At 52.2% G+C, this 21,877-nt stretch carries 22 protein-coding genes; 17 read left to right on the top strand and 5 right to left on the bottom strand.

Translation table 11 applies throughout. The features are described 5' to 3' along the window. The first annotated feature begins 356 nt into the window (after positions 1-356). The 5 genes from thiD to EKM99_RS08455 all read left to right on the top strand — a co-directional run bounded on the left by thiD (position 357) and on the right by EKM99_RS08455 (position 4,496). Entirely contained in the window at positions 357-1,172 is an 816-nt protein-coding gene (gene thiD / locus EKM99_RS08435) for a bifunctional hydroxymethylpyrimidine kinase/phosphomethylpyrimidine kinase (RefSeq protein ID WP_125582770.1), read from the top strand. Continuing rightward, positions 1,172-1,825 (top strand): thiamine phosphate synthase, encoded by a 654-nt coding sequence (gene thiE, locus EKM99_RS08440; protein ID WP_125582772.1) that lies wholly within the window; start codon positions 1,172-1,174, stop codon positions 1,823-1,825. The genes thiD and thiE overlap by 1 nt, the downstream gene beginning before the upstream one ends. Before the next feature lie 666 nt (positions 1,826-2,491). After that, a complete protein-coding gene (locus EKM99_RS08445; protein WP_125582774.1) occupies positions 2,492-3,790 on the top strand; it encodes a Y-family DNA polymerase in 1,299 nt (432 codons plus the stop codon). Beyond that, positions 3,783-4,091, top strand: coding sequence for a hypothetical protein (locus tag EKM99_RS08450; RefSeq protein WP_125582776.1), 309 nt, complete (start codon positions 3,783-3,785; stop codon positions 4,089-4,091). Before EKM99_RS08445 ends, EKM99_RS08450 begins: the two co-directional genes overlap by 8 nt. Before the next feature lie 12 nt (positions 4,092-4,103). After that, positions 4,104-4,496: a hypothetical protein gene (locus EKM99_RS08455; RefSeq protein ID WP_125582778.1), complete on the top strand. Its 393-nt coding sequence runs from the start codon at positions 4,104-4,106 to the stop codon at positions 4,494-4,496. Positions 4,497-4,532: 36 nt separating this feature from the next. Here the strand turns inward: EKM99_RS08455 and EKM99_RS08460 are convergent, their stop codons facing one another. Then, entirely contained in the window at positions 4,533-4,802 is a 270-nt protein-coding gene (locus EKM99_RS08460; protein ID WP_125582780.1) for a type II toxin-antitoxin system Phd/YefM family antitoxin, read from the bottom strand. Positions 4,803-5,152: 350 nt separating this feature from the next. Here EKM99_RS08460 and EKM99_RS16075 point away from each other — a divergent pair, with 350 nt between their 5' ends. Next, on the top strand, positions 5,153-5,284 hold the full coding sequence (locus EKM99_RS16075) for a hypothetical protein (RefSeq protein WP_263853869.1): 132 nt from the start codon (positions 5,153-5,155) through the stop codon (positions 5,282-5,284). Positions 5,285-6,013: 729 nt separating this feature from the next. Here the strand turns inward: EKM99_RS16075 and EKM99_RS08465 are convergent. Continuing rightward, entirely contained in the window at positions 6,014-7,120 is a 1,107-nt protein-coding gene (locus EKM99_RS08465) for a hypothetical protein (RefSeq protein WP_125582782.1), read from the bottom strand. Between the two features lie 323 nt (positions 7,121-7,443). Here EKM99_RS08465 and EKM99_RS08470 point away from each other — a divergent pair, with 323 nt between their 5' ends. The 7 genes from EKM99_RS08470 (at position 7,444) to EKM99_RS08495 (ending at position 12,746) form a co-directional block, all read left to right on the top strand. Then, on the top strand, positions 7,444-8,007 hold the full coding sequence (locus EKM99_RS08470) for a sigma-70 family RNA polymerase sigma factor (RefSeq protein ID WP_125582784.1): 564 nt from the start codon (positions 7,444-7,446) through the stop codon (positions 8,005-8,007). 102 nt (positions 8,008-8,109) lie between these two features. Beyond that, on the top strand, positions 8,110-8,307 hold the full coding sequence (locus EKM99_RS08475; RefSeq protein ID WP_125582786.1) for a hypothetical protein: 198 nt from the start codon (positions 8,110-8,112) through the stop codon (positions 8,305-8,307). A 35-nt stretch (positions 8,308-8,342) separates the two neighbouring features. Then, entirely contained in the window at positions 8,343-8,588 is a 246-nt protein-coding gene (locus EKM99_RS08480; protein WP_125582788.1) for a DUF2922 domain-containing protein, read from the top strand. A 215-nt stretch (positions 8,589-8,803) separates the two neighbouring features. Continuing rightward, positions 8,804-9,307 (top strand): helix-turn-helix domain-containing protein, encoded by a 504-nt coding sequence (locus EKM99_RS08485; protein ID WP_125582790.1) that lies wholly within the window; start codon positions 8,804-8,806, stop codon positions 9,305-9,307. Positions 9,308-9,342: 35 nt separating this feature from the next. Next, positions 9,343-9,504, top strand: a complete 162-nt coding sequence (locus EKM99_RS15805; RefSeq protein ID WP_164511565.1) for a hypothetical protein — start codon at positions 9,343-9,345, stop codon at positions 9,502-9,504. A gap of 306 nt (positions 9,505-9,810) precedes the next feature. Beyond that, positions 9,811-12,294, top strand: coding sequence for a MucBP domain-containing protein (locus EKM99_RS08490; RefSeq protein ID WP_164511566.1), 2,484 nt, complete (start codon positions 9,811-9,813; stop codon positions 12,292-12,294). 155 nt (positions 12,295-12,449) lie between these two features. Beyond that, positions 12,450-12,746, top strand: a complete 297-nt coding sequence (locus EKM99_RS08495) for a type II toxin-antitoxin system HicB family antitoxin (RefSeq protein WP_225419823.1) — start codon at positions 12,450-12,452, stop codon at positions 12,744-12,746. A gap of 123 nt (positions 12,747-12,869) precedes the next feature. Here EKM99_RS08495 and EKM99_RS08500 read toward each other — a convergent pair whose 3' ends face one another. Further along, positions 12,870-13,616 carry a hypothetical protein gene (locus EKM99_RS08500; protein WP_125582794.1) on the bottom strand — a complete coding sequence of 249 codons (747 nt, stop codon included), beginning with the start codon at positions 13,614-13,616 and terminating at the stop codon, positions 12,870-12,872. 306 nt (positions 13,617-13,922) lie between these two features. Then, positions 13,923-14,831 (bottom strand): LysR family transcriptional regulator, encoded by a 909-nt coding sequence (locus EKM99_RS08505; RefSeq protein ID WP_125582795.1) that lies wholly within the window; start codon positions 14,829-14,831, stop codon positions 13,923-13,925. Positions 14,832-15,834: 1,003 nt separating this feature from the next. Between EKM99_RS08505 and EKM99_RS08510 the strand changes: the two genes are divergently transcribed. The 4 genes from EKM99_RS08510 to EKM99_RS08525 all read left to right on the top strand — a co-directional run bounded on the left by EKM99_RS08510 (position 15,835) and on the right by EKM99_RS08525 (position 20,145). Further along, on the top strand, positions 15,835-17,049 hold the full coding sequence (locus EKM99_RS08510) for an aminotransferase-like domain-containing protein (RefSeq protein WP_125582797.1): 1,215 nt from the start codon (positions 15,835-15,837) through the stop codon (positions 17,047-17,049). A gap of 173 nt (positions 17,050-17,222) precedes the next feature. Continuing rightward, the gene (locus EKM99_RS08515) at positions 17,223-18,164 is read left to right on the top strand and encodes a macro domain-containing protein (protein WP_125582799.1); all 942 of its coding nucleotides are present in this window, start codon (positions 17,223-17,225) and stop codon (positions 18,162-18,164) included. 4 nt (positions 18,165-18,168) lie between these two features. Continuing rightward, the gene (locus EKM99_RS08520; RefSeq protein WP_125582801.1) at positions 18,169-19,227 is read left to right on the top strand and encodes a DarT ssDNA thymidine ADP-ribosyltransferase family protein; all 1,059 of its coding nucleotides are present in this window, start codon (positions 18,169-18,171) and stop codon (positions 19,225-19,227) included. A 204-nt stretch (positions 19,228-19,431) separates the two neighbouring features. Continuing rightward, on the top strand, positions 19,432-20,145 hold the full coding sequence (locus EKM99_RS08525) for a hypothetical protein (protein WP_125582803.1): 714 nt from the start codon (positions 19,432-19,434) through the stop codon (positions 20,143-20,145). A gap of 117 nt (positions 20,146-20,262) precedes the next feature. Here the strand turns inward: EKM99_RS08525 and EKM99_RS08530 are convergent, their stop codons facing one another. After that, positions 20,263-21,390 carry a DUF5776 domain-containing protein gene (locus tag EKM99_RS08530; protein WP_125582806.1) on the bottom strand — a complete coding sequence of 376 codons (1,128 nt, stop codon included), beginning with the start codon at positions 21,388-21,390 and terminating at the stop codon, positions 20,263-20,265. Positions 21,391-21,877 lie beyond the last annotated feature (487 nt).

A 21,877-nucleotide genomic window follows, 5' to 3' on the forward strand; every position in this document is an offset into this window, starting at 1 on the left:
AGGAATCAACCGTTTGGCTGGTAAGGATTGGCGGCAATAAGACTGGGTACGTCGATAAATAATTATGATGGTGGCCGCTGAGTATTGGCGGTGTATGGCAGAAGATACTGAGGCTGATTGAAACCAACTGGAATCAGTGAAGCTGGTGAAATTTGGTTAAAACCTGTAGAACCACGTTGGCAGGGCTAAACTAGTGTCAGCCGCAGGGATGGTGAAAATGGGCTAAGTCTGGAGACCGCACTTTGGCTCCGGACGGCCGCCCACAGCGATCCGGTCCCATTTTCACCATCCCGGAGGCGCAACCAAAGACCAGATTAACTCAGTCAAACGGATTGTTGTAGAAGGGATGACTCAAAATGGCAAATGAATTTCCACAAACCCTAACGATTGCGGGAACAGATAGCGGCGGGGGTGCCGGCGTCATGGCCGACCTGAAAACGATGCAGGAACGCAACGTTTTTGCGACGGTCGTCGTGGTCGCGGTGACCGCGCAAAATACACTGGGCGTGCAGGACTTTATGGCACTGCCGCAAAAATTAGTGGACGAGCAATTTTCTTCGATTGCGGCCGACTTGAAGATTCGGGCCTGCAAGACGGGGATGCTCGCGGATGCGGAACACGTGCACGGCGTCGTTGAAAATTTGAAAAAATACGACTTCGGCCCACTCACGGTCGATCCCGTCATGATTGCCAAGGGCGGCGCGGCCCTATTGGCAGAAGATGCCGTGGCGACGGTCCGCGATGAATTGGTTCCACTGGCCGATGTGTTAACGCCTAATTTACCAGAGGCGGCGCGGTTGACTGGCCAAGAGATTACCGACAGTACCGGCATGGAACAGGCTGCGGTCGCGTTGCAGGACCTGGGCGCTAAAAACGTCATCATTAAAGGTGGCCACGAAGCGACGCCGGATCAGGCTAGTGACTTTGTGTTGCTCGCGGATGGCCGGTCATTTTGGCTGACGGCACCGCGGTATGACACGGTCCGGACGCACGGAACGGGCGACACGCTGTCGTCTTGCATCACCGCCGAACTTGCGAAGGGGAAGGATTTTGAAACGGCCATTCGCATTGGTAAAGCTTACGTGACGGCCGCCATCGCCAATCCCATTGCGGTCGGCAACGGTCATGGCCCATTGAATCATTGGGCGTACAATCAAGGAGGCGCGGAATAATGTCAGTAACATTTGAATCAGGCCTGTTGCGGGCCTACTTTGTGGCGGGGAGCCAAGACGTTCCCGGCCAAGATTTACGCAAGGTGTTGGCAACCATGCTGGATGCCGGCATCACGGCGTTTCAATTTAGAGATAAGGGCGACAGCGAGCTGACCGACGAACAGCGGTTGGCGCTGGGCAGCGACCTGCGTGTGCAGTGTCACGAGGCTAACGTGCCCTTTATCGTCGATGACGACGTGGATCTGGCGCTGCTCCTAAATGCGGACGGCATCCACGTGGGTCAGAGTGACCAGAAAATTCAGAGTGTCATTCAAACGGTGGCCGACCGCGATATGTTCGTCGGCCTGTCCTGCAACACGGCGGAACAGGTGGCCGCGGCCAATAAGCTGCGCGGGATTGACTACATTGGGAGCGGCCCCATCTATCCCACGGTTTCCAAGGACGATGCGGACCCGGCAATGGGCGTCGCCGGCCTGCAGGCACTGGTGAAACAGGCCAACGTGCCGATTGTGGCCATTGGTGGCGTGACCGTGGCCAGTCTGCCGGCGATTGCCAAGACGGGCGCGGCTGGTGTGGCAGTGATCACGCTGTTAACGCGCAGTAGCGACCCGGTGGCGGATACCCAAGCCATGCGGCAAGCCTTTGCCAAATAAAAATAATGCTTAAACCAGCACCACGGAACGGGACGCAACGCCCGACCGTGGTGTTTTTGTGTGGCGGAAAGAATTCGACGGGGGTTGAATTGTTCGAAATGGTAAGCGCATACATTTAGACAGTCCTCACTAATTGTAACAGGCAAAATTGGCCGCAAAAAAAGCAGAATCAATTTCACCGTGTTTAAGTGCGGCAAACTGATCCTGCTTCAAAGTTGAGGAAGCTAGTTGACTAGGGCTAACTTCACAAGACCATTCTAACACGTCTGACAAATAAAAGCTAATAAAATAAGATTACAGAATAAGTCATTTTGCGACAGAACAACGCAATGGGTGATGGATACCCACTAGGGTAATTAGTTTATTGGGTGTCAAAATATTAGAAGATTGATACTAACGAATACGGCGGCTAATCATGGGATAACCGCCCGCAATCGAGTACGTTACTGACAACATAGGGTTTCGTTTGGTGACCTGCGTCTGATGGAAATGCACATCCTAACAGTGCGCCCCCGGGTGACGTTTAGACGCCAGCGATTCCCAGAAAATTTAACTCAAACAAAATTTCGTGTTCCCCTTGCAAATTAGAACAAGTGTTCGTATAATGATAACAACGACTGACGTAGCGGCTGGTCAAGGCACACAGTCAGCAAAGGGGGAAGCGGCATGGATTACTCGCAGGAACCGCACGGTATGTTTTTGATGATTGATAACAAGTCCTTTTACGCCAGCGTCGAGAGCGTTGAACGGGGACTGAATCCGCTAAAATCGGTCTTGATCGTGATGTCGGAAGCGGACAACACGGGGAGTGGGTTGGTCTTGGCTGCCTCGCCCATGGCCAAAAAGTTGTTTGGCATTAGCAACGTTTCCCGTCAATATGAGGTGCCACATGACGAGAACATCTTGGTGGTCCCACCCCGCATGAATCTGTACATCCAAAAGAACCTCGCCATCAACAAAATTTTCCGTGAGTACGTGGCGGATGCCGACCTGTTTCCATACTCCATTGATGAGTCGATTCTGGATATGACCAAGTCTCGGCGCTTGTTTGGTAAGACCCCAGAGGCCGTTGCCCGGCGGATTCAACTCCGGATTCGTACGGAGCTGGGCTTGTACACGACGGTCGGTATCGGCGAGAATCCGGTGCAGGCCAAATTAGCGCTCGACCTGCAAGCCAAGCACGACCACGAGCTGATCGGTCGCTTGACCTACGAGAACTTTCCCGAGGCGATCTGGCCCATCACCAATTTGGAGAAAGTCTGGAGCATCGGCCACCGCACCGCTGCACACCTGCAGCGACTGGGCATTCACAGCATGGGCGACCTGGCCCACGTCAATCCGTATGAACTTCGCCAAGAAATGGGGATGATTGGCGCGCAGCTGTTTGCTTTAGCGTGGGGAATCGACCGCAGCAAATTTCACCAGGTCCGCCCGCCTAAGGAAAAAAGTTGGAGCAACTCGCAAGTCTTGCCGCGCGACTACAAGGTCCAAAGTGAAATTGAATTGGTGCTCCGTGAGATTGGTCAGCAAACGACTTCACGGATGCGCCACCACCGGCAACAGGCCGGCTGTATCAGTTTGTACGTCGGCTTTGCTTGGGATGGCCAAGCCGACGATGGCCGCAGTGGGTTGCATCGCACCCGCCGAATCGACCCGACCGACAACGCTCAGACAATCATCCGGGAATTGGTGACGTTGTTTCGGGAGAATTGGGAAGGCCAGCCAGTCCGCAACATTGGCGTGGGCCTGTCCCGGCTAAGTCAAAGCACCAACCTGCAGTTGAATTTATTTCAGAACCCGCAACGCCAAATTAAAGACGACCGCTTCGATCGGGTCATCGACGAGTTGCGGGATCGCTTTGGCAAGACGGCGGTGATTCCCGCCAGCAGTCTGATGAAGGGTGGCACCATGTTACGGCGGGCGTCACTGGTCGGTGGTCACAATGGGGGGAATAGCTTTGATTGATGAACGCAAGGAAGCCGAGTTGATTCTGTCCCGCTTGGCACCGCTATTTACCGCGCAGTGGCACTGCCAGTACCGCATCGACGTGGTGAATAATCAGTACGGCCACGTGTTTAATTTCTTCTTGGATATTCGCCGCGCCAAGCACCGCGAGCGTTCGATTCCGCTCCATACCATTCACACGGCTGACTTGGAAGTCTTGGAACGCGTGATTACTGGCGTCCGGAGTGGGACCGCCCTCACCATGAATTTTGTCGACTTCGGTCAGGTCCGCTGGCCGTTGAGTCAACGCTGGATTCGCTAGGGAAGTGAGACCATGTATCTGAAGAAATCGTCAAACGACGACCTCGCCCAGAACTTTTTTCAGCGAGATTATCAGGACCGCGGCATGTTGAAATGGGGCGGCTTCTATTTGTCCGACCACACCAGTGCGTTAGCTAAAATGCACGCGGCGGAAAAAATTGAGCAACCGCTACCCGAACAGACTGCGGCGGACGTCAGTGAGCGTCTCGCCGCAGCCTGGCAAAGCCACCGCCCGGTCCATCTCCAACTAAACGTGATGGACAACAACCAAACGTTGACTGTGATCGACGGCGTGGTGACGGGCGTGTTTGACGACCAAATCATGTTGCAACTGGCCTCGGGGGCATTTCGTCCCTTACAGTTGGCAACGATTCGGTGCGTGGGAACAGCAAAAAAAGCACCCTGACCAGGAAATTGGTCGGGTGCTTTTGTGCGTCCAGTATTATTTCGTTAGGTCTTGCCATTGCGCAGTGGTAAAGGTCTTAACCTGACCAGTTGCCAATTGATGCAATGATTGGTCAAGCGCTTGCCGGTTGGCATCAGACGCTCCAAGGTAGACGGTCTCTTGCCACGACGTAAACTCGTCTTCACTTAGTAGGACCACGTTGCGATGGTCGGGTCGGGTGATCATGACTTGGGTTTGATGAGCGACCACGGTGTCAGTCAAAGAATCCAATTGACACTGCGCTTGATGAAGCGTTACTTTTTTCATTATTATTTCTCCTGGCATTAGCTGAGAAGGTTGCTGAAAAAGTCGGTCAGGTCGCCGACTAACAACCGGTTGATTGAATAAGTCCCTAGGTACGATAACAGTAGCTATTTGCCTGATAATCCGGTAATGTTAGAGGTGCACTGAAGGGAGGTGAAAGCCATGTCCCACTTAATACCAAAAAGGGCCAGAAGCATTGAATTTGATTTTCAAATCAAACTCATCTTCTTGACCCTGAGGTTTACCATTAAGTGGTAGTCATTACATGACTATTGCCCGAGGGGAAGTGAATTTCCAGCTCCCTTCCCTTTGGTGTTTTTAGTATAACACGTAGACGGGAGGTTTCCTAACAAATGAAGTTGATCAATACGCCACACGTCAAGGTTAGTGTTCGTCGGACCACGTCGCAGGAAAAACGGGAAGAGCTTTTAGCCCTGATCGTCATTGTCGCCGTAGTTTGGTTATGGTTCAGTTGGAAAATGTAGCCGAAAATTAGTCTAAGCGTTAGCAAAGGGACCATTAATGCCGACCGCGACGTTAGTGTTCCCTTTGTTGGAGATTGAGTTATGGTGTGTTTCACAGATGGGCCAAGCCCACCTCGGAGCCAGTATAACATTCTCGCCACGATTTGTTCAGTTTTTGGGCAGGTTCCTGGTATTCACCTTACCGGGTTAGAAAATTCGGCTGGCTATTTTTAACATGAACATTTTCCGATTAGGAGAGCACCGGCGGCTAGCAATCATGTCAAACAGTTTATTGTCGGCAACCACATAAAAAACTACCGTCCCAGACCCGCACCACGGCCGCCAGAGAGCACCCCACCAACCCAAAACGACTGTTCTTTTTCGACCCAGTAGAAGCAGAGTGGTGGCCGTGGAGCCGGAGGACGCTAGGTTGCGAGTCCTGTGTCGGTGGTGTTAGACTGGGCGATTTTTCCCAGCCTTACAGCACGGGACGACCTTGGAGACTCGCGGTTCTGGCGAGGCTTCAAGGCGAGGGCGCAGACCGCCCCGCAGGCTGCAACCGGTCCCCACAGGAACGAAGTCAACCTAGGCGGCCGCAGGCGGACAAGTTAGACGCCACCCTGGAACTAAACGCCCCTAAAGCACTTAACGCCCCTAAAGCACCAAACAAATCCCAAATACATAAAGCCAAACCAAAAAGAGCAGTAGCCGCGGACCACTCGCAGCTGCTGCTCTCTTTTCAATTATAAGCTAAAAGTTGTTCGCAGTCGTCTTCATTAACTCGGCGGCCTTGTTCGTCAACAGGTAGCCAGCGCCATTCTTGGTGAACTGGATGCCTTCGAACTCACGCTTGCCGTTCAGGTTCGTGGCTTCGACTTGGCTAGCTTTCAAATGGCCCAATTTGGAAACGGGGACGGATGAAATACTGCTATCGGAGACGAAGTACAGGCGGTTACGTTTAACGTTGTAAGCCATGGATTGTGGCTTGGTACCTGGCCGGTAACGCAGCCCTTGCATAACCAAGTGGAATTTCACAGATTTAGCGTTGATCTTCCCCTTGTAAATCTTGACGGCACCCTTAGGAGCCCAACCGCCGTTGGAGTACGTGAAGAAGTAGGCATTGCCATTCTTATCAAACGTTAAGTTGGAGCCCATGGTAACGGTACTCTTCAACGTGAAGTTGATCTTCTTGGTTGGCTTCAACGTGCTGGTTGAGACCTGTTGCACGTTGGAGTGAACCTTAACGGGTGCGCCGATGAACCAAAGTTGGCCGTTCTTAGGGTTCATTGCCAGTGATTGGCCATGGCCGGTATCAAATTTAGGCCCAATCTTAATTTCGCTCATGATGGCCTTGTCGGTGCTAGTCATCTTGCCAACGGAATGGTCGTAAGTCGCGCGCCGCAAGGCATCCATGTGCGTGGAGCTAACGCCAAATTTACTCCGCAGGGCGCCCAGGTTGTAACGGACGATCCAGCCTTCCGTACTCTGTGAGCTGGTGGTGATCAGTTCGTACAGCGTGTTGCCGTCCTTTGACAGGACTTCACTCTGAGGATTGCCCCAGTCAGCGGACTTGTTGTAGGTCACTGGCAGGAAAACGTTGGACTTGAACGAGACCGACTTGCCCTTGATGCTGGAAATACTGGTTGGGCTGGTCTGGAAAATGTTTGAGTAACTCTGTTGGAAAGTGTAACGCTTCACAAATAAGTTCGCGTTCTTGACCGTTTTATACTTGCTGACGTTGTAATTTGCCAGTGCGCTGCCGTGTTGCGTGTAGGTCTTGGCGTGAGCCAATGTTGTCGTGCCGCCGAGTAATAGGGCAGCGGAGGCAACAGCTGTGAACAAAACTGCTTTTCTCATAACTAAAAAATCTCCTCTAGATATATGTAGGTAAACCGATTACATAATTATTTATACCACAAAATAGGGGGATGTGGACAAAAAATCAAAAAAATTTTACCCGCGAATTGAAAAAAAGCGCGGTTTTCGCCAAAAAGTGCCAAAATAGCGAAATCCCAGTCTACCACCGCGCGGGGCTATTTCGTGGCGAATGCATTTGGAAAACAGGCAAAAAAACGGCCACTTTGAGCAAATAAACGCTGTTCGTATTCGCCAAGCCATTCCGGTAAAGTGGGGGCTAATCCATGGCCATGGATCATCACGTTTGAGAGGATGATTCATAGATGAAACACTCACCACACGCGGCTGCTTACCGGTTTCTGTACGAGGGCGACCACGAAGCAATTTTGTATGCAACCTTGAAACGCCTGCACGTCAGCCGGAGTCACGCTGATTACGAAGATTACCTCCAGGAGGCGCGACTATTGTTCCCGGAAATCTATACGGCCTTTCCCGAGAATCCGGAGGAGAAGCCGCATCAATTTTTGGCCTACGCGCAACAGAAGATTTATTGGGCGCTGCTGGACCGGTTGCGGCACGACCGGAAACAGACTGACCGCCAGGAACCCGGCAATCAGGAGGAACTCTTGACCGCGGTTGCCAGTGACGACGACATTTTAGACGCGATTGGCCAGGCGGATTTTCGGCGCTACCTGCTGAAAGTGATTGGCGGTGCCGGCAGTACTGGCGAGTGGCGGTTCCTGGTGGGCACGCTGATCGACCAGTTGACGGCCGACGAGATTGCGGCCCGCCACGGTGTCAGTCATAACACCGTTTATAAATGGCGGCGGTCCCTGATTCGCCGGCTGGTGCATAATTTAACGCCACCAGATAACTTTTTAAATTAATTTGGCCCCAGGGGGTTACAAATCGCCTTTGGATTTCGTTAGTAAGAGTGTAAGGGTTGGCCAACCACTTACCAAATCAGCACCACGAAGGGAGTACCACCCATGCAAAACACCTGGAAGAAGACCACCATCACTTTTATCTTAGGCAACGACGACGCGAAGCCCGCGAAGATTGTCATGCAAAACGCGATTCCCACGCCAGAAGCCAAGCAGATTGAAGCGTTTGGCAGTTACCTGGCTGGCTTGACGGGTTTACCGTTTCGCACCGCTACCATCGCCACGCAAGACATCGTCGCCTAACGTCCGCCCCTCAGTCACAGAAAGGAAGTTATTAAATGAAATCACTCGAATTGAGCTTTAAGGGTTCCGACCTGCGCATCAAGCACTTGCGGTTGAAGTACGTTAACGCGGAACTGACCGCCGAACAAGTTGCCGGTTTGATGAAACAAATCGCCGACGCGAAGATGTTCGTCAAAAACGACGTGGACTTTTACGCGACCCCGGTCAGCGCCGACATCGTGGAAACCACCAAGACGAACCTGATGGGCGGCATCGTTGCCCCCGTCACGCCCGCCGCTTAAGCCAGTCACCTGGTAAAAACGATCCACAACCTGAGAACGGCCGGTACTTTCCGAGAGGGAGTGCTGGCCGTTTTTGGGTTGGCGGGGATATGAATAAATTTATCAGACCTTAAGTTTTCGGCAACTGGGGGTAATGCCGCTGGTTAAGCGTTCAGGCATGGTATACTCGGCAACGAGACGGATACAGTGACTGAAGCCAGCGAGGTGAAGCAAAAATGGCCATCTACCAAGTTATCAAGACGGTACAGATTAAACGCGCTCTGACGGGGGAGCAAGAAACGTTCACGGTCGTTCAGGGAACGGAGATGTTCTGTGTTCGTGGGCGGCAAATCCAGTCTACCCATATTTACTGGGTCCCCACGGGCGAAGATGTGGCAGACGAGGAAAACTATTTGGCACCGGTCGATGATCCCGATTACAATCTCCAATTAGATTTTCAAATTTATCGGGAAAAGTATGGCGTCTTAATGCCTGCGGAAGTCAAAAAAATTCGTGAAGACTATCAATTGAGTTTACGGCAGTATGCGCTGATATTGGGGATTAGCTACAGCACATTATCCGAGATTGAAAATGGCTTGATTTTACAGTCGGACGAACAGGAAAGCCTGTTCCAACTATCCCGGAATCGTGTGGCATTCAAAAATTTAATTGTAGCTAAGGAAGCAGTCATGTCGGCAAGTCAGTTTCAGCGGATTCAGGATAAAATCGCGCAGTTGTAGGATTGCTAGGCGGTTAGACGAAAGGAAGCATTCGGTTGCAAGAAGATAAGCGTTCCTTTGAGGTCCGAGCACACGACCCCGTCGAAGTTGAAAAGAGTAAGAAGATTGTGCGGCAGATGCTGAAAGATTTGGATGCGGACAAGCCGACTTTCTTCGAACGATTGGAGCGAGCTTGGGAAGCCTTTTGGGCAGATTAATCTGATGGTTGGGCTGTGACGGTGGTCACGGTCTTTTTTTGCACAATAAACCGGCAAAGACGGCGGCCAGACTGACTTTTAACGGTATTCCTCCCAGTCGTTGAAAATTGAAATCGTTATACCACGATTACTGAAAACCGAATAGAAACTCATCAATCAAAAAGTTTCGTTCAATTTGTTAATCATTCACCACAAGCCCTAAACGGCCAGCTATACTGATTCTTGTTAGCGGCGACGTGACTCATGCAGCGTCCCGCTTAGATGCCGCATTTGCGAGCTAGACCGATATTTTGGGGGAGAATGAAAATGACAAAGAAGATGGCAACGAAGACGCACTACAAGATGTACAAAAAAGGTAAAAGCTGGATCATCGCTGGAATCATCAGTGGGGCCGTGGCCATGAGCATGGGCGTGACGGCTCAAGCCGCGGTGACACCGGTGCCAGCAGAGGCGAGCAGTCCAGTCACGGTGGTCGTGCCGCCTGCTGGAAATGCTAATGAGGCGACCACCGCAAGTGAAACGGCTAAAAATGATAGCGCTAACATTTCAGCGACTACCACGACCCCTGGGGAGGGTTCGGCGGTGCCGGCTGATATGCAAGATGCCGGAGCGGAAACGGTCACTGAGGAGACTACGAGTGATGCCACTACCACCGACACAGCGACGACGGATGGGACGGCAACCGACACTACCGAGGTTTCTGGGGACGACACAACCGAAACGAATACCACCGGGACCACGGATACAGGAGCTGAAGAAAACGGGACGGTAACCACTGACACCGCGGACGCCAATACCACAGAAACTAATACTGGCGAAACCAATAATACAGAAATCAACACAGAAACAACTGACACAACAATTGACACAACGACCGACACAGCCAACACCATCACGGACCAATCCGTGACGCCAGCACCAAGCACACCCGCACCAACGCCCACCGACGTGACACCGATTGACGTGAGCGCATTGCCGGACACCAGTGCGATGGTGACGGTGCCCGAGACGCGGCCGGCCGACGTTGCCGATTTGCCAGCACTCACCACGCCCATCAGTGAACTCGGGGCGGACCTGAGCACCGCGGCCGTGCCGTTGGTCCAAACGGAGCTGGGCAAGGCGACGACCATGGCGCTGACGCTCACCAAGGAAACAGCAACGATCGACCTGTGGATGCCCAACCAACGACTCCAACAAGTCGTCCTGCTGGCGCTACAGAAATTAACCAACACGGACAAGACCTGGGAAACCGTAGCTGACATCACGCAAGATGACATGGCACTGTTAACGACATTGTCAGCGCTGGGAAACGAGGGCATCGACACCTACATTGATGGCAAGACGGCCTTCTCCCTGGAAGGTTTGGAGTACGCGGTCAACTTGGAAACCATCATGCTGGGCGCGAGCCTGAACCATCTACCCGGCGCCTTCTACGGCGACATTGAAGACGTGACGCCGCTGGCCAACCTGCAACATTTAAAAGTGGTTGACCTGCAAAATAACCGGATCAAAGACGTGACGCCACTCGCCAATTTACAAAACGTGGTCGACATGCGGCTGGCTTACAACGCTATCCGTGACTTCTCACCGCTAAAGGACAAGGCCTACGCCAGCGCCAGCGACTTCACGCACACCGGCCAATTTATCATGCTCGACCCGGTCAAAATCAGCGACAAGGATCGCGAGGGTCATTTGCAAATTGCTTGTACCACGATTACTGGCGAGGTCGTGCAACTGACGGTGGTCGCGATGATTGGGCAGCCAATCTTCTACACGGACGCGAACGGGCACACGTACCAGGCCTACTTCACGGGCGGCAATGCTACGCCGGACGGGCAAGGCGGGCTCCACTACACCAACATTCAGGACCAGAAGCCGGGGGCAACGGAAATTGAAAAAAATCCTGGAATTAATTTAGACGTGTTGCCGGATTACTACTACCTGACAGGCGTGTACAAGCCAAGCGCGGGCATCGTAGATTTCGCAGTCGTTCAGCCATACGCAATTGCCCAGAGCGCGGCCAGCGTGACGGTTCACTACCAGGACGTGGCGGGGGACCAGCTGGCACCGGATACAACGCTGAAGCCGGGGCTGATTGGGGAAACGTACACCACGGAAGCGCTCCAGATTCCGGGCCACGTGCTCCAGCAGGAATCGGAAAATGCGACCGGGACCTACGGGGATGCGGAAATCGACGTGACCTACGTGTACTCGCTGGATGAGGGGGATCCCGGCGTGACGCAACCACCTGTGACCAACCCGGGCGGCGGCAACAACGGTAACGGCAATAACAATGGTAATAATGGCAACGGCGGGGGCGAGACCCCGGGCGTGACCAATCCCGGCGACAATGGGAATGGTGACGGCAATAACGGCACTGGTAACCTGGACGGCAACGGGACCGACGAAGGCGAGAATGAAGTCGAAGGCAATGAGTCCGGGGATGACAATCACCTGAGTGGCGGGAACACTGGCGGCGCGGGGGATACGGGCAACACGGGCACGACGCCAGGAACCAGTGCGCCGGGCAATAACCCAGGCGGCCAAGTCGTTGAAATGGCGACTGGTGGCCAAGGTGCGACCGGGCAAGCGTCAACTGACACCGGGACGACCACCGTTCTCAGGGATGACGCCAACCAGGACCAACAGCCAGCGGTCACCCATGCAGGCTTTGCCAATTTGCCACAGACCGGCGAGCAGGAACCCGTGTCCTTAGCGTGGGGCGTGGCGTTGCTGGTGGGGTTGTTGAGCCTGACCAATTTCAAACGGAAGACGAAGGACAAGGAATAGCTGGTTGGATGATCTGAAATGCAGGCTGGATGGTTGCTTACAGGTGCAGCGAGGCGTAGCATGATGGAAAAGCATAAGCGGTCGCCAAGAAATGGCTAGTACCAACGCCTGACCAGCAATTAGCAGTGCAATTGGTTAGCTTAAGGGGGAGCAGAGTGAAGAGCAAGAGTGAAATGATTTTTTACCCGGCAGTGTTCATTCGGGACGCTGCGACGGCAACCGTGACGGTCGTGTTTCCAGACGTCCCCAGTGCGATTAGCCAGGCGGCGACGATGGATAAGGCGATAACCAACGCGGCGGAAGTGCTGGGACTGATGCTCTACGATGAAGTGACGTTGCCGAAAGCCTCAGCGTTGGGAAAGGTGAAACAGTCCTATCCCACGGATCAAGTCCGCTTGATTGCGGTGGATCTGGTTCAGGCGGCACAAGCGGTTACGGCACCTTTGGGGTGAGGGACCCGGTGTTGCTGTCGGAAAGTTGAGGAAGTTAAGCTGACAGTAAAAAGCCACAGAAGTTATTGCCCGACTAGTGGGTGTGACTTCTGTGGCTTTTCTATTTGATAAGGTTAAACGAAATTATTGTAAGGTTGCGACGGCGTTTGACAAGGCCTCAGCCAAGTTAGAACTTGCGTCGTAGATACCAGAATCATCGGAAGGATCATCAGATTGTGCGATGGTGTCTGCTAATTGATCGCTGAAGGCAGCTAATTTAGCGTTGGTGACAGAGTTAAAACGACCTTTGAAGCTTGCATTCACTTGGAGAGTTGCGCGACCATCCTTAGCTGACGTGCCATGAATGTCATAGATAACTGCAGGCAAGCCGTCCCCGAACGCACCCTCCTCGTAAGCGGTGCTGGTCGTCACATTTTTCATGTCGTCTAGTGCAGTAGATTGGTCCTCAGTGTCCATTGACCGAATAGCGGCTAAAACATGCTTAATATCGGCCTTCCGTTGTGCCAAAGCTTTTGTGTTCACTTTCTTCAGGTTACCTTTCCAGATGTAACCCTTGACGTTGCCCTTGCTGTTCTTGATGTAGTAGTAAGTGGCAGTCTTGCCGTTGCTCTTCTTAAGCTTTACGGACTTAGTTGCATAGAAAGTAGTCTTCAGGTAATTGAAGGCTTTGTGAGATTTCTTGGTCAGCTTGGTGCTGGAGTAGATGTAACCACCATTGGCGTGGTAAGCGGCCTTCGTGATCTTCTTGGTGCTGATAACCTTAGCAGCTTTGGTTTTGGCCAATGCGGGTAAGATGTTGGTTGGTAATGTAGCCACGCCCATGCTGAAAGTTAAGGCGGTGATAGCTGAAATTTTGAATAACTTGTTCATAGTTGTTCCCTCCATATTATGTATTGTGAAAATTAATTGAACGTTAAATCAAGATAATTATATCTTATGCTAGTTACGTTACGTAATCTTTGGGACGTGAAATAGTGCGTGCAATTAAGAAACTGTGCTGTAAGGAAACATGCCAATAAAAATGCCGCGGACATCTCAACCAAATTAGGCTGGGGATGTCCACGGTATTTGTGTTAGATAATTGATAGCTTGGAGACGTGTTCTTAGTTGTTCAAAGTAAGGTTAAAGGCACTTTAGCCAGTTGTTTCCAGTCACCGTACAGAGGCACAAACCAGCCTACCCCACGTGCGGGTGTTCCAAAACCTTATCCGGATACTCGCGCGCCACAAAATCCGTGATTGCCGCAATCATCTTCGCGGTCGACGGCGCCTTGGCCTGTTCAGAGTTGACCACCAGGCAAATCGTCCGGTAGAACCGCGAGTCGAACGGGTAGACGTTGACGTTCCCGGTGACCCGCTCCAGCGCGAGCTCAGGCAAAATGCCCATGCCCATGCCGGCCTCAACCATCGCCAGGATGGACTGGTCGTCGATGGAGAACCGCAACGCGTTTGGCCGGATTTGGTAGTGGTCCAGCGCGGCCTTGGTGTCCTTGTCGTAGTCCCCGCGCTGTAAAATGAAGTTCTGGTCGACCAAATCGGCGGCCGTGACCGTCGTGCGGTTGGCGGGGATGAAGTCGCTGGGCGTGATGCAGTAGATTTCGTCCTTGACCAGCGGCAGGACGGTTAATTTTTCAGAAACGGGCAGGGCGGACAGGCCTAAATCCAGCCGCCCAGTCTTCACGGCCGAGGCAATTTCACTGAAACCGGCCTGTTCTAAATTAATTTCAATTTGCGGGAAATCCTGTTTAAACTGGCGGATGATCGGTGGCAGCCAGGTGATACAAACGGAGGAGAAGGCCCCCAGCCGCACGGAACCGGCGTTCATGCCGTTAATGTTAGCGGCGGCCTGTTGGAGCCGGTCCTCGGCGTTAATGACGCCCTGAATCAGCGGCAACACACTTTCTCCGTCCGGTGTGAGCTCCACGCCAGTTCGGTTACGGATGAAGAGCGGAAAGCCGAGCTCCTTTTCCAGCTGGTTGACGGAGTGGCTGATGGCTGAAGGCGTCACGTTCAGCGTTTGAGCCGCCCGGTAGAAAGTCTGTTCTTGAACGATGGCTTGAAAGACGCGATAGGCAAACGGTAACATCGACGACACCTCCTGAGATTGGTAAAGATGAATAACATTCACGTTATTTCTGGATAGTTGAATCAGCTTTTACGTCACCAGTATTCTATCATAAACGCGAGGTCAGAGGAAAGCACCACCCACAGTTTGACCGGTGACCGTACTGCTAAATGCAGATCGCGGAAACCATGCGCCTTACCGTTGCGGGGGTGGTGGTAGCTGGGCCTGCCGGGCGCTCAAATATGGATCGGAACGCTGTGGAAGGACGGCTAAAGCCTGAGGAGCGGTCTTTAGCCTCGCTTTGAGCCTCTGTGAAACGAGTCTCAAAGACGCCATTTACGCTGCTTCGCACCGCAAATCCCACGGCTGGACCATATTTGAGCGCCCTCTCGGAGATTAGTCGTTGTTGGCCGCAACAGGCGTCAGGTTTCCGACTGGCATTTGGCGGTGGTTGCCGGTCAACTGTGGTGGGGTGCTTCGTTCTGAACTGGGATTTTGTAGATGTATGCAACACCTGTCGCAAGAATACTTCCTATTAGTACAAGTTGTCGGTTAGTTTTAGAATTCAATACAACGTCAGGAGTCAGGGCAGATCCTCGCTTGAAGTGGCTGATGTATCAGCTACTGTGGACTGGCTATGGTTACCCGCCACCGCGGCCACTCAACACAACCACTGGTTCGGTTCTGGCCCTTGACCCTAAGCCCCAAGCCAAACGCAACACCAACGCACAACACCAACGCACAACCAAGAGCCGGAGGAAGCCAGGTACGGAGCCAGCTGTGTCGGTGGTGTTAGACCGGGGAGGGCTTTCCCCGGCCTTACAGCACGGGACAACCTTTGAGACGCCGGACTTGCGGCTCAAAGTTGAGGTGGAAGCCCGCATCCCAGGCTGGAACCGGCCCCACAGCAGGCGTAGTACCTGGAAGCCGCAGGCTCCATGGATGATGGATTCGTTTTTGAACTATTGACTTTGAACTAAGAACCTAAGAACCTAAGAACCAAACCAGAAAGGCGTGAAGAACCATGTACAATGACCTGTTAGCAAAGCGTGTTAACCCAGATGTTCCGTCGGCCCTGAGCGGCCTGTTCGTCAACGACCCCGACCCCAGCGCCATTTCGTTTGCCGCCGGCAGTCCCAATGAGAGCCTGTTCCCGGTGGCGGCGATGAGACAAGCGTTTGACACCGCCATTGACACCCAGGGCGCGCACCTCTTCCAGTACCAGTCCAGCCAGGGCAACCCGGACTTGCGGGCCAAGCTGGCGGCACGGATTGGTAAATGGGGGCGGGTCACGACTACCGCGGACAACGTGGTTTTGACGATTGGTGGTCAGCAGGCCATTGAACTGGTGGCCAAGGCCCTGTTGAATCCGGGCGACGAGGTGGCGGTCGAGGTGCCGACCTACGTGGGCGCGTTGGCGGCCTTAGACCTCTACCAGCCGACGTATTATGGCGTTGGCCTCCAAGGAGATGGCTTGGACCTGGACGCGCTAGAAACCACCTTAAAACGCCACCCAGGCATCAAGCTGTTGTACACGGTGCCGGACTTTCACAACCCGACCGGCATTACCATGAGTGTGGCAAAACGCGCGCAACTGGTGGCCCTGGCCAACCGCTACAATTTCATCATTTTAGAAGACTCGCCGTACCGGGACTTAGGGTACGATCAGGCACCGCTGTCCGCCATCAAGAGTTTTGACACCGAGGGGCGGGTGGTCTTCGTGTCGAGCCTGTCGAAAATTTTGATGCCGGCGCTGCGAACGGGGTGGTTGGTGGCCGATGGGAAGCTGCTGGCCGCCATCATGAAGGTGCGGCTGGCCAGCGACCTGGAGGCGACCGGCGTGACCCATGCGGCCATTAACGCCTACCTGGACGCCAATGATTTGGACGCGCACGTGGCGGTCTTGAAGGCCCACTACCGCGAGCAGTGTGCGGCGATGGTCAGCGCGCTCCAGCGGTATTTCCCGGATGAGGCGGCCTTTACCACGCCCACGGGCGGCTTCTTTGACTGGGTGACCTTACCGGCGGGCATCGACGTTGACGCACTGTTGCAGACGCCGGCGATGTTGGGCGCCCACGTGAGCTACGTGCCGAGCACCAATTTCTACCCGAACCGCGACGTGCACAACGGCCTGCGCCTGTGCTTTAGCGGCCTGACGCCAGCGGTGATCGACACGGGGATGCGCCGCCTGGGTGAGCAGATGAAGGTGGCCGTGCGTGGGGTGAAACCGGTGTTCTAGTTAAAAATGAGAGAATTGATCGGCGTGTGCAAGGTCATGTAAATCGGTCGTGGATTTAGTGAGGGTGTGCTATAATCAAGACATTGAAGAGATACTAGATGAAAATGGAATCCGAGTGAGGATCAATCCACGGAACAATGGATTGGTCTTTTTTGAAAGGGGAGGTGAACCGCTTGTTAATCTATTTAAAGACAAATCTTTTTGAAAGTCCGGCGCAGGTCCTCGTTAACACGGTTAACACAGTTGGTGTGATGGGCAAGGGTATTGCCTTGGAATTCAAAAAGTTATATCCCCAGATGTTTACGGAATATCAACGCTTGTGTGAAAATGGTCAATTCAATGTAGGACAACTGTGGATTTATCGTACTGATAACAAGTGGGTGTTAAATTTTCCGACCAAAAAAAATTGGCGTAACAAGTCTAAACTCGCCTATATTGAAGCTGGATTGAAGAAGTTTGTGGACACCTACGAAGAAAGAAAGATTAAATCAATTTCGTTTCCACAACTGGGCGTTGGCAATGGTGGATTAGATTGGGAAAATGAGGTTCGTCCCTTGATGGAACACTATCTTAAGGGCTTACCTATCAATGTATATATTCACCTCTATAGTCAGCCAGTGGATCAACCGGAATTTAAGAATCTTAGTGCGATGAAGAAGTGGCTAGAGAGTGAGCCTAAGATGCTGAGCGTTAATGAATTTAAGGATGAATTGGTCGGACGGCTTTCTCACGAATTTCAATTGGATAACCATCAAATTGTTTTGCAAAATATAGAACCGACTGATGAGCTTGATGAATCCTCTGTGCCGTTTATGAAAATTACGAACGCAGATGAAAGCTACTATGCGTTGTCTCAAATGGACATCACTGATTTTTGGATAAAACTACGTAGCCAGGGTGTTGTTTCGGTCATTGATTTTCCACAAGTGTTGCATGAACAAAACGATGCCACACTGTTCCAGAAATTGATGACGCAGTTGCCTTACATTAAATCTGTTCCGGCAAAATGGAAAGATAGAGAAATTGGTGCATTGGCACTGAACGAAAGTAAGTTGCCAGTACGGGTGAAACCTGCTCAAACTTCTGCAGCACAAATGATTGCTGAGAGGGGATAGAGATTTGGATTATCAAGATGTCGTTAATGACTTGACGTCCGGAAAAATTAGAACAGGTTTGAGTGCTTGGCAGCAAAAGTGGATTCCTAGGTTTGCATATCATTTTACTGACATTTTAAATGCAGTTAGTATTCTGAAAATGAGGCGACTTCTGGCTAGAGATTTCGCTGAAAGCCAGCAAATTATGGTAAATGACAATGCCGGGGGAGACGTGATTGCTGGAACTCCAGATGAAGTTGGTGGCTTTGTTCGGCTTTATTTTCGTCCAAAAACCCCGACGCAGTTTCATAACGAAGGGTTCCAGGTGGAAAAGAATCGGCAGGAATATGGAGCAGATTGTCCAATACCAGTGTTTTTCCTATTTGATCTACCGTCTCTCTTGAGTCAGCCAGACGTCCAATTCACTGCACAGTCCTTGGCGAAACATCACACTATCCCCAAGTACCAAACGCCAGAAGAATTCAGTCAACTACCCTTTGATAAGATATTTCATGACCGGGCTATTTTACCTCCAGTGAATAGAGATGATATTATCCCATTTCGGCAAGCCGAAATCATTGTGCCTAAGCAATTAGGATTGGAAACTTTGCGGCACATTTTTGTCCGGTCGATTGCAGAGAAAGAAACGTTACAAAATTTGCTACACGACAAAGATATTTATGATTTCGATGAGTTGATTCAGGTGCGAGGAGGAAATTATTTTTATATGAATCGCAACTTTATCGATGATGTGGAGTTAACAATGGAGGGTGTCGTCATCAAGAGCAGCGTCAATCAATCCTTCCCAAGAGAATGGGGACCTATTGATGAAGGGGTGGCAGCGAAATTCGCTCCAAGTAACGCGGATTCAGACAGTTACCTGCAAGTATTAGTCGAGAGGTGTGAGGCAAATGGTCAGGTATTAACGTGGCCTGATGAGAATAAGAGGGCTTTGTTAATTAACAAGATTCGTTTGAGGATTGCGAATCCGACGGGGCAGTACACGCTCAAGATATACATTGATGGGCATATTGCCTATGAAGGTAAGTATCAACAGAATTATGATTTCGATTTGCCATTTTAAAAAAGTGCTCAGTGATACGTGGTTCGTCCAGACCTGTCATTGAGCTTTTTCAATGCGATAAATTCGGCCGCTTTTTGTTTCAAGATTCACTTACAAGCGTGTCATTCCTTCCAGACGTCGAGTTCACCCCTCGCCCAAAAATCATTCCCCCAACCCACCAATCTGTGCTAAGCTAAGACCACTAATGACCGGGGGAAAACGACTTTGACAAAAATCATTATCGGCCGGCGCAATGCGCGTGACCACACCGACTACCGGACGTCACCCGCCGTGTACCAGGGGTATTTCCAGTATCGCCAAGCACAGGCCCAGCTGGAACACGAGGCGCTGTGGGAGCTGGAAGACTCCTGGCGCACCATGGCCGCGGCGGACGAGGCCCAGTTCAAGGCCAGCTATCAACAATACTACTGGCAGGACGAGGGCGAACACGACATTGAGCGCTACTTCAAGGATAGCCGGACGCACCAACTGAACGTCAACCTCTTTGCGCGGGAGGGCGCGGGGCTGAGCGAACTGGAAACGGAACTCGCCAAGCTGCGACTGGGCCACCTGACCATTTTCGACTACTGGCTGGACGTGCAGCAACAGCCGGTGAAAAATTGGGGCGACGCCGAGCAACGGGTGGCGCAACTCTGGACCAAGGGCCGCGTGACGGAACAGGCCCAGGTCGACCAGTACTTCCTATATTGGGGCATCGACCGCATGAGCTGGCCGGAGAAGGAACAACCGAACGTCTTCAAGCCAGAAGAGCTGATCTGGCAAAATGTAATCTTTATGCTGCTGTCGGTCTGGCAGTACGACTACCTGGACCACTCACCGGCAAACTTCGCCGCGTTCATGGGCAAGCAGAAGGCACAGTTCTCGCGGAATGTGGCCGGGTACTTGCGGTGCGTGGCGGATGGGTATTTGGAGCGGTAGCGTGGGGTGTGGTCGGATTGAAACTGGCTTAACCAGACGCGGCGTCACACAATTAAATTGCACAAGAAAAAAGGCACCGCAGTCCCGAGCAGGATTGCGGTGCCTTGATGTTCTGGGCTATTTTGCAATCACGAGCGTCTTGTTCCCGGTGATGTAATGGCCGTTCGACAGGACTAGCCGGGTGGTTAGGTTGTGCTTCTGAATCGCCTTGACCTTCAGCACGCTCCCACGCTGGTAGTGCCGCAGCTTCTGCCCGCTCAGCTGCACATTACTGTATGCGTTGAGCCCGCGTTTGCCAATCACCTTGACGCGCTGCGGATTGGCTTGGTAGTACAGGTTGGTCACGTAGCTAGCGTTCGCCGTGACGTATCCGCGCCGGTCGTTGGTCAGCGAGTGGTGGTTGATGTCGCGAATCTTATAACGCAACGTGCCATTCTGACTCCAGGCGTAGCCGGTCACGATAAATTGCGGCCGTTCTTGCCGCGACGTTTTAGCGTACCAAATTTTGCGGGTGGCTTGCTTGAAGTCAGGACTGGCGTACAGACCAATCTTCTTGGTCGCGTAAATGGCAGTCCCCTTGACGGCAACGACAGCCGATTTGTCAGGCTCGCTAGCTGGCGTGCTGGTCGTGGATGAGCTACTGCTGTCAGTGGTGCCGGTGCTGGAATTGCCACCGCTAGGATTCGTCGGTGGCGTGTTAGAAGTGTAGTGGTAAGTGAAGGTGGTCTGATCAGCGTTGGCGGTGACGGGCGTGGCGGCTAACAGGCCTTTTTTGATTTCAGCAATCGCGTCCGCGTCAGCATCAACTTGGGTGTTAAAGGATTCTTGTGGGTGAATGGCGGTGTTGGTGGCGTCAACGAAATTTACGGTGAGCGTTGCTGGGTTGGTGGGTGCGGCACTGTAGGTCACACCGTCGTCAATTTTGAGCCACTCATTGGTCGAAGCACGAAAGTAGACGCCACCTTTAGTTAAGTTTATTGCAAGTTGGTCAACCATGTAGCCAGCATATCCAGCGTACGTTTTATCAGGGATGACATCTCCGTTCAAATCATATACGGGATAGACAGTACTGGATGGACCGGCTAAATTCACCACCGAACCCTTGGGCAAGTCACCAGTCACCGTTGTCGCTGTGGTGGAACTTGTCGCGTCATCCGCCTTAGCAGGAGTGGGTGAGCCAACGACACTTAACACGGACACAAGCAGAATAAGTAAACCAATAACATGAATCTTTCTAAATCTCATAAGTGAGTCCTCCTCGGAATTGGAAGCTATGTAAGAAGGTGCAGCGACGGGAGCGGAAAGTGCCGATGACAGTTGCCAACCAGTCAGAGTGTGGAGCAAGCCTTCAGGATTAGTATAAGCAAAAACGAATACGGTTACAACAATCAATACTGGCTATAGTTGCAAACAGGTCAGGTAACGACACGGATTGTCTATTAGTGGGTGAAAAGCAGCAAAGATGCTCGGGTTGTGGCAGGAATTACCATCTAGAAGAGGCTGAAAGCAAATCGTTGATGGTGAATCAGAGGAGCGGGGCTGACTGGGAAATAACCCAAGGCCGTCTAACCAGTTACGAAAAATAGCGCTGCAATGGGGGACGTCCCCAGCACAGCGCCACAACCCCAAACCAAAACAAAAAGGCCGGCGAATAAATGGCTATACTCCTACTTAGGTAGACAAGCAAATAATCAAAGCTTGTTTACTTAGGGAGGAGTTTTTTGTATGGGTA

The organism is Levilactobacillus cerevisiae, assembly GCF_003946245.1.
Taxonomy (GTDB): Bacteria; Bacillota; Bacilli; order Lactobacillales; family Lactobacillaceae; genus Levilactobacillus; species Levilactobacillus cerevisiae.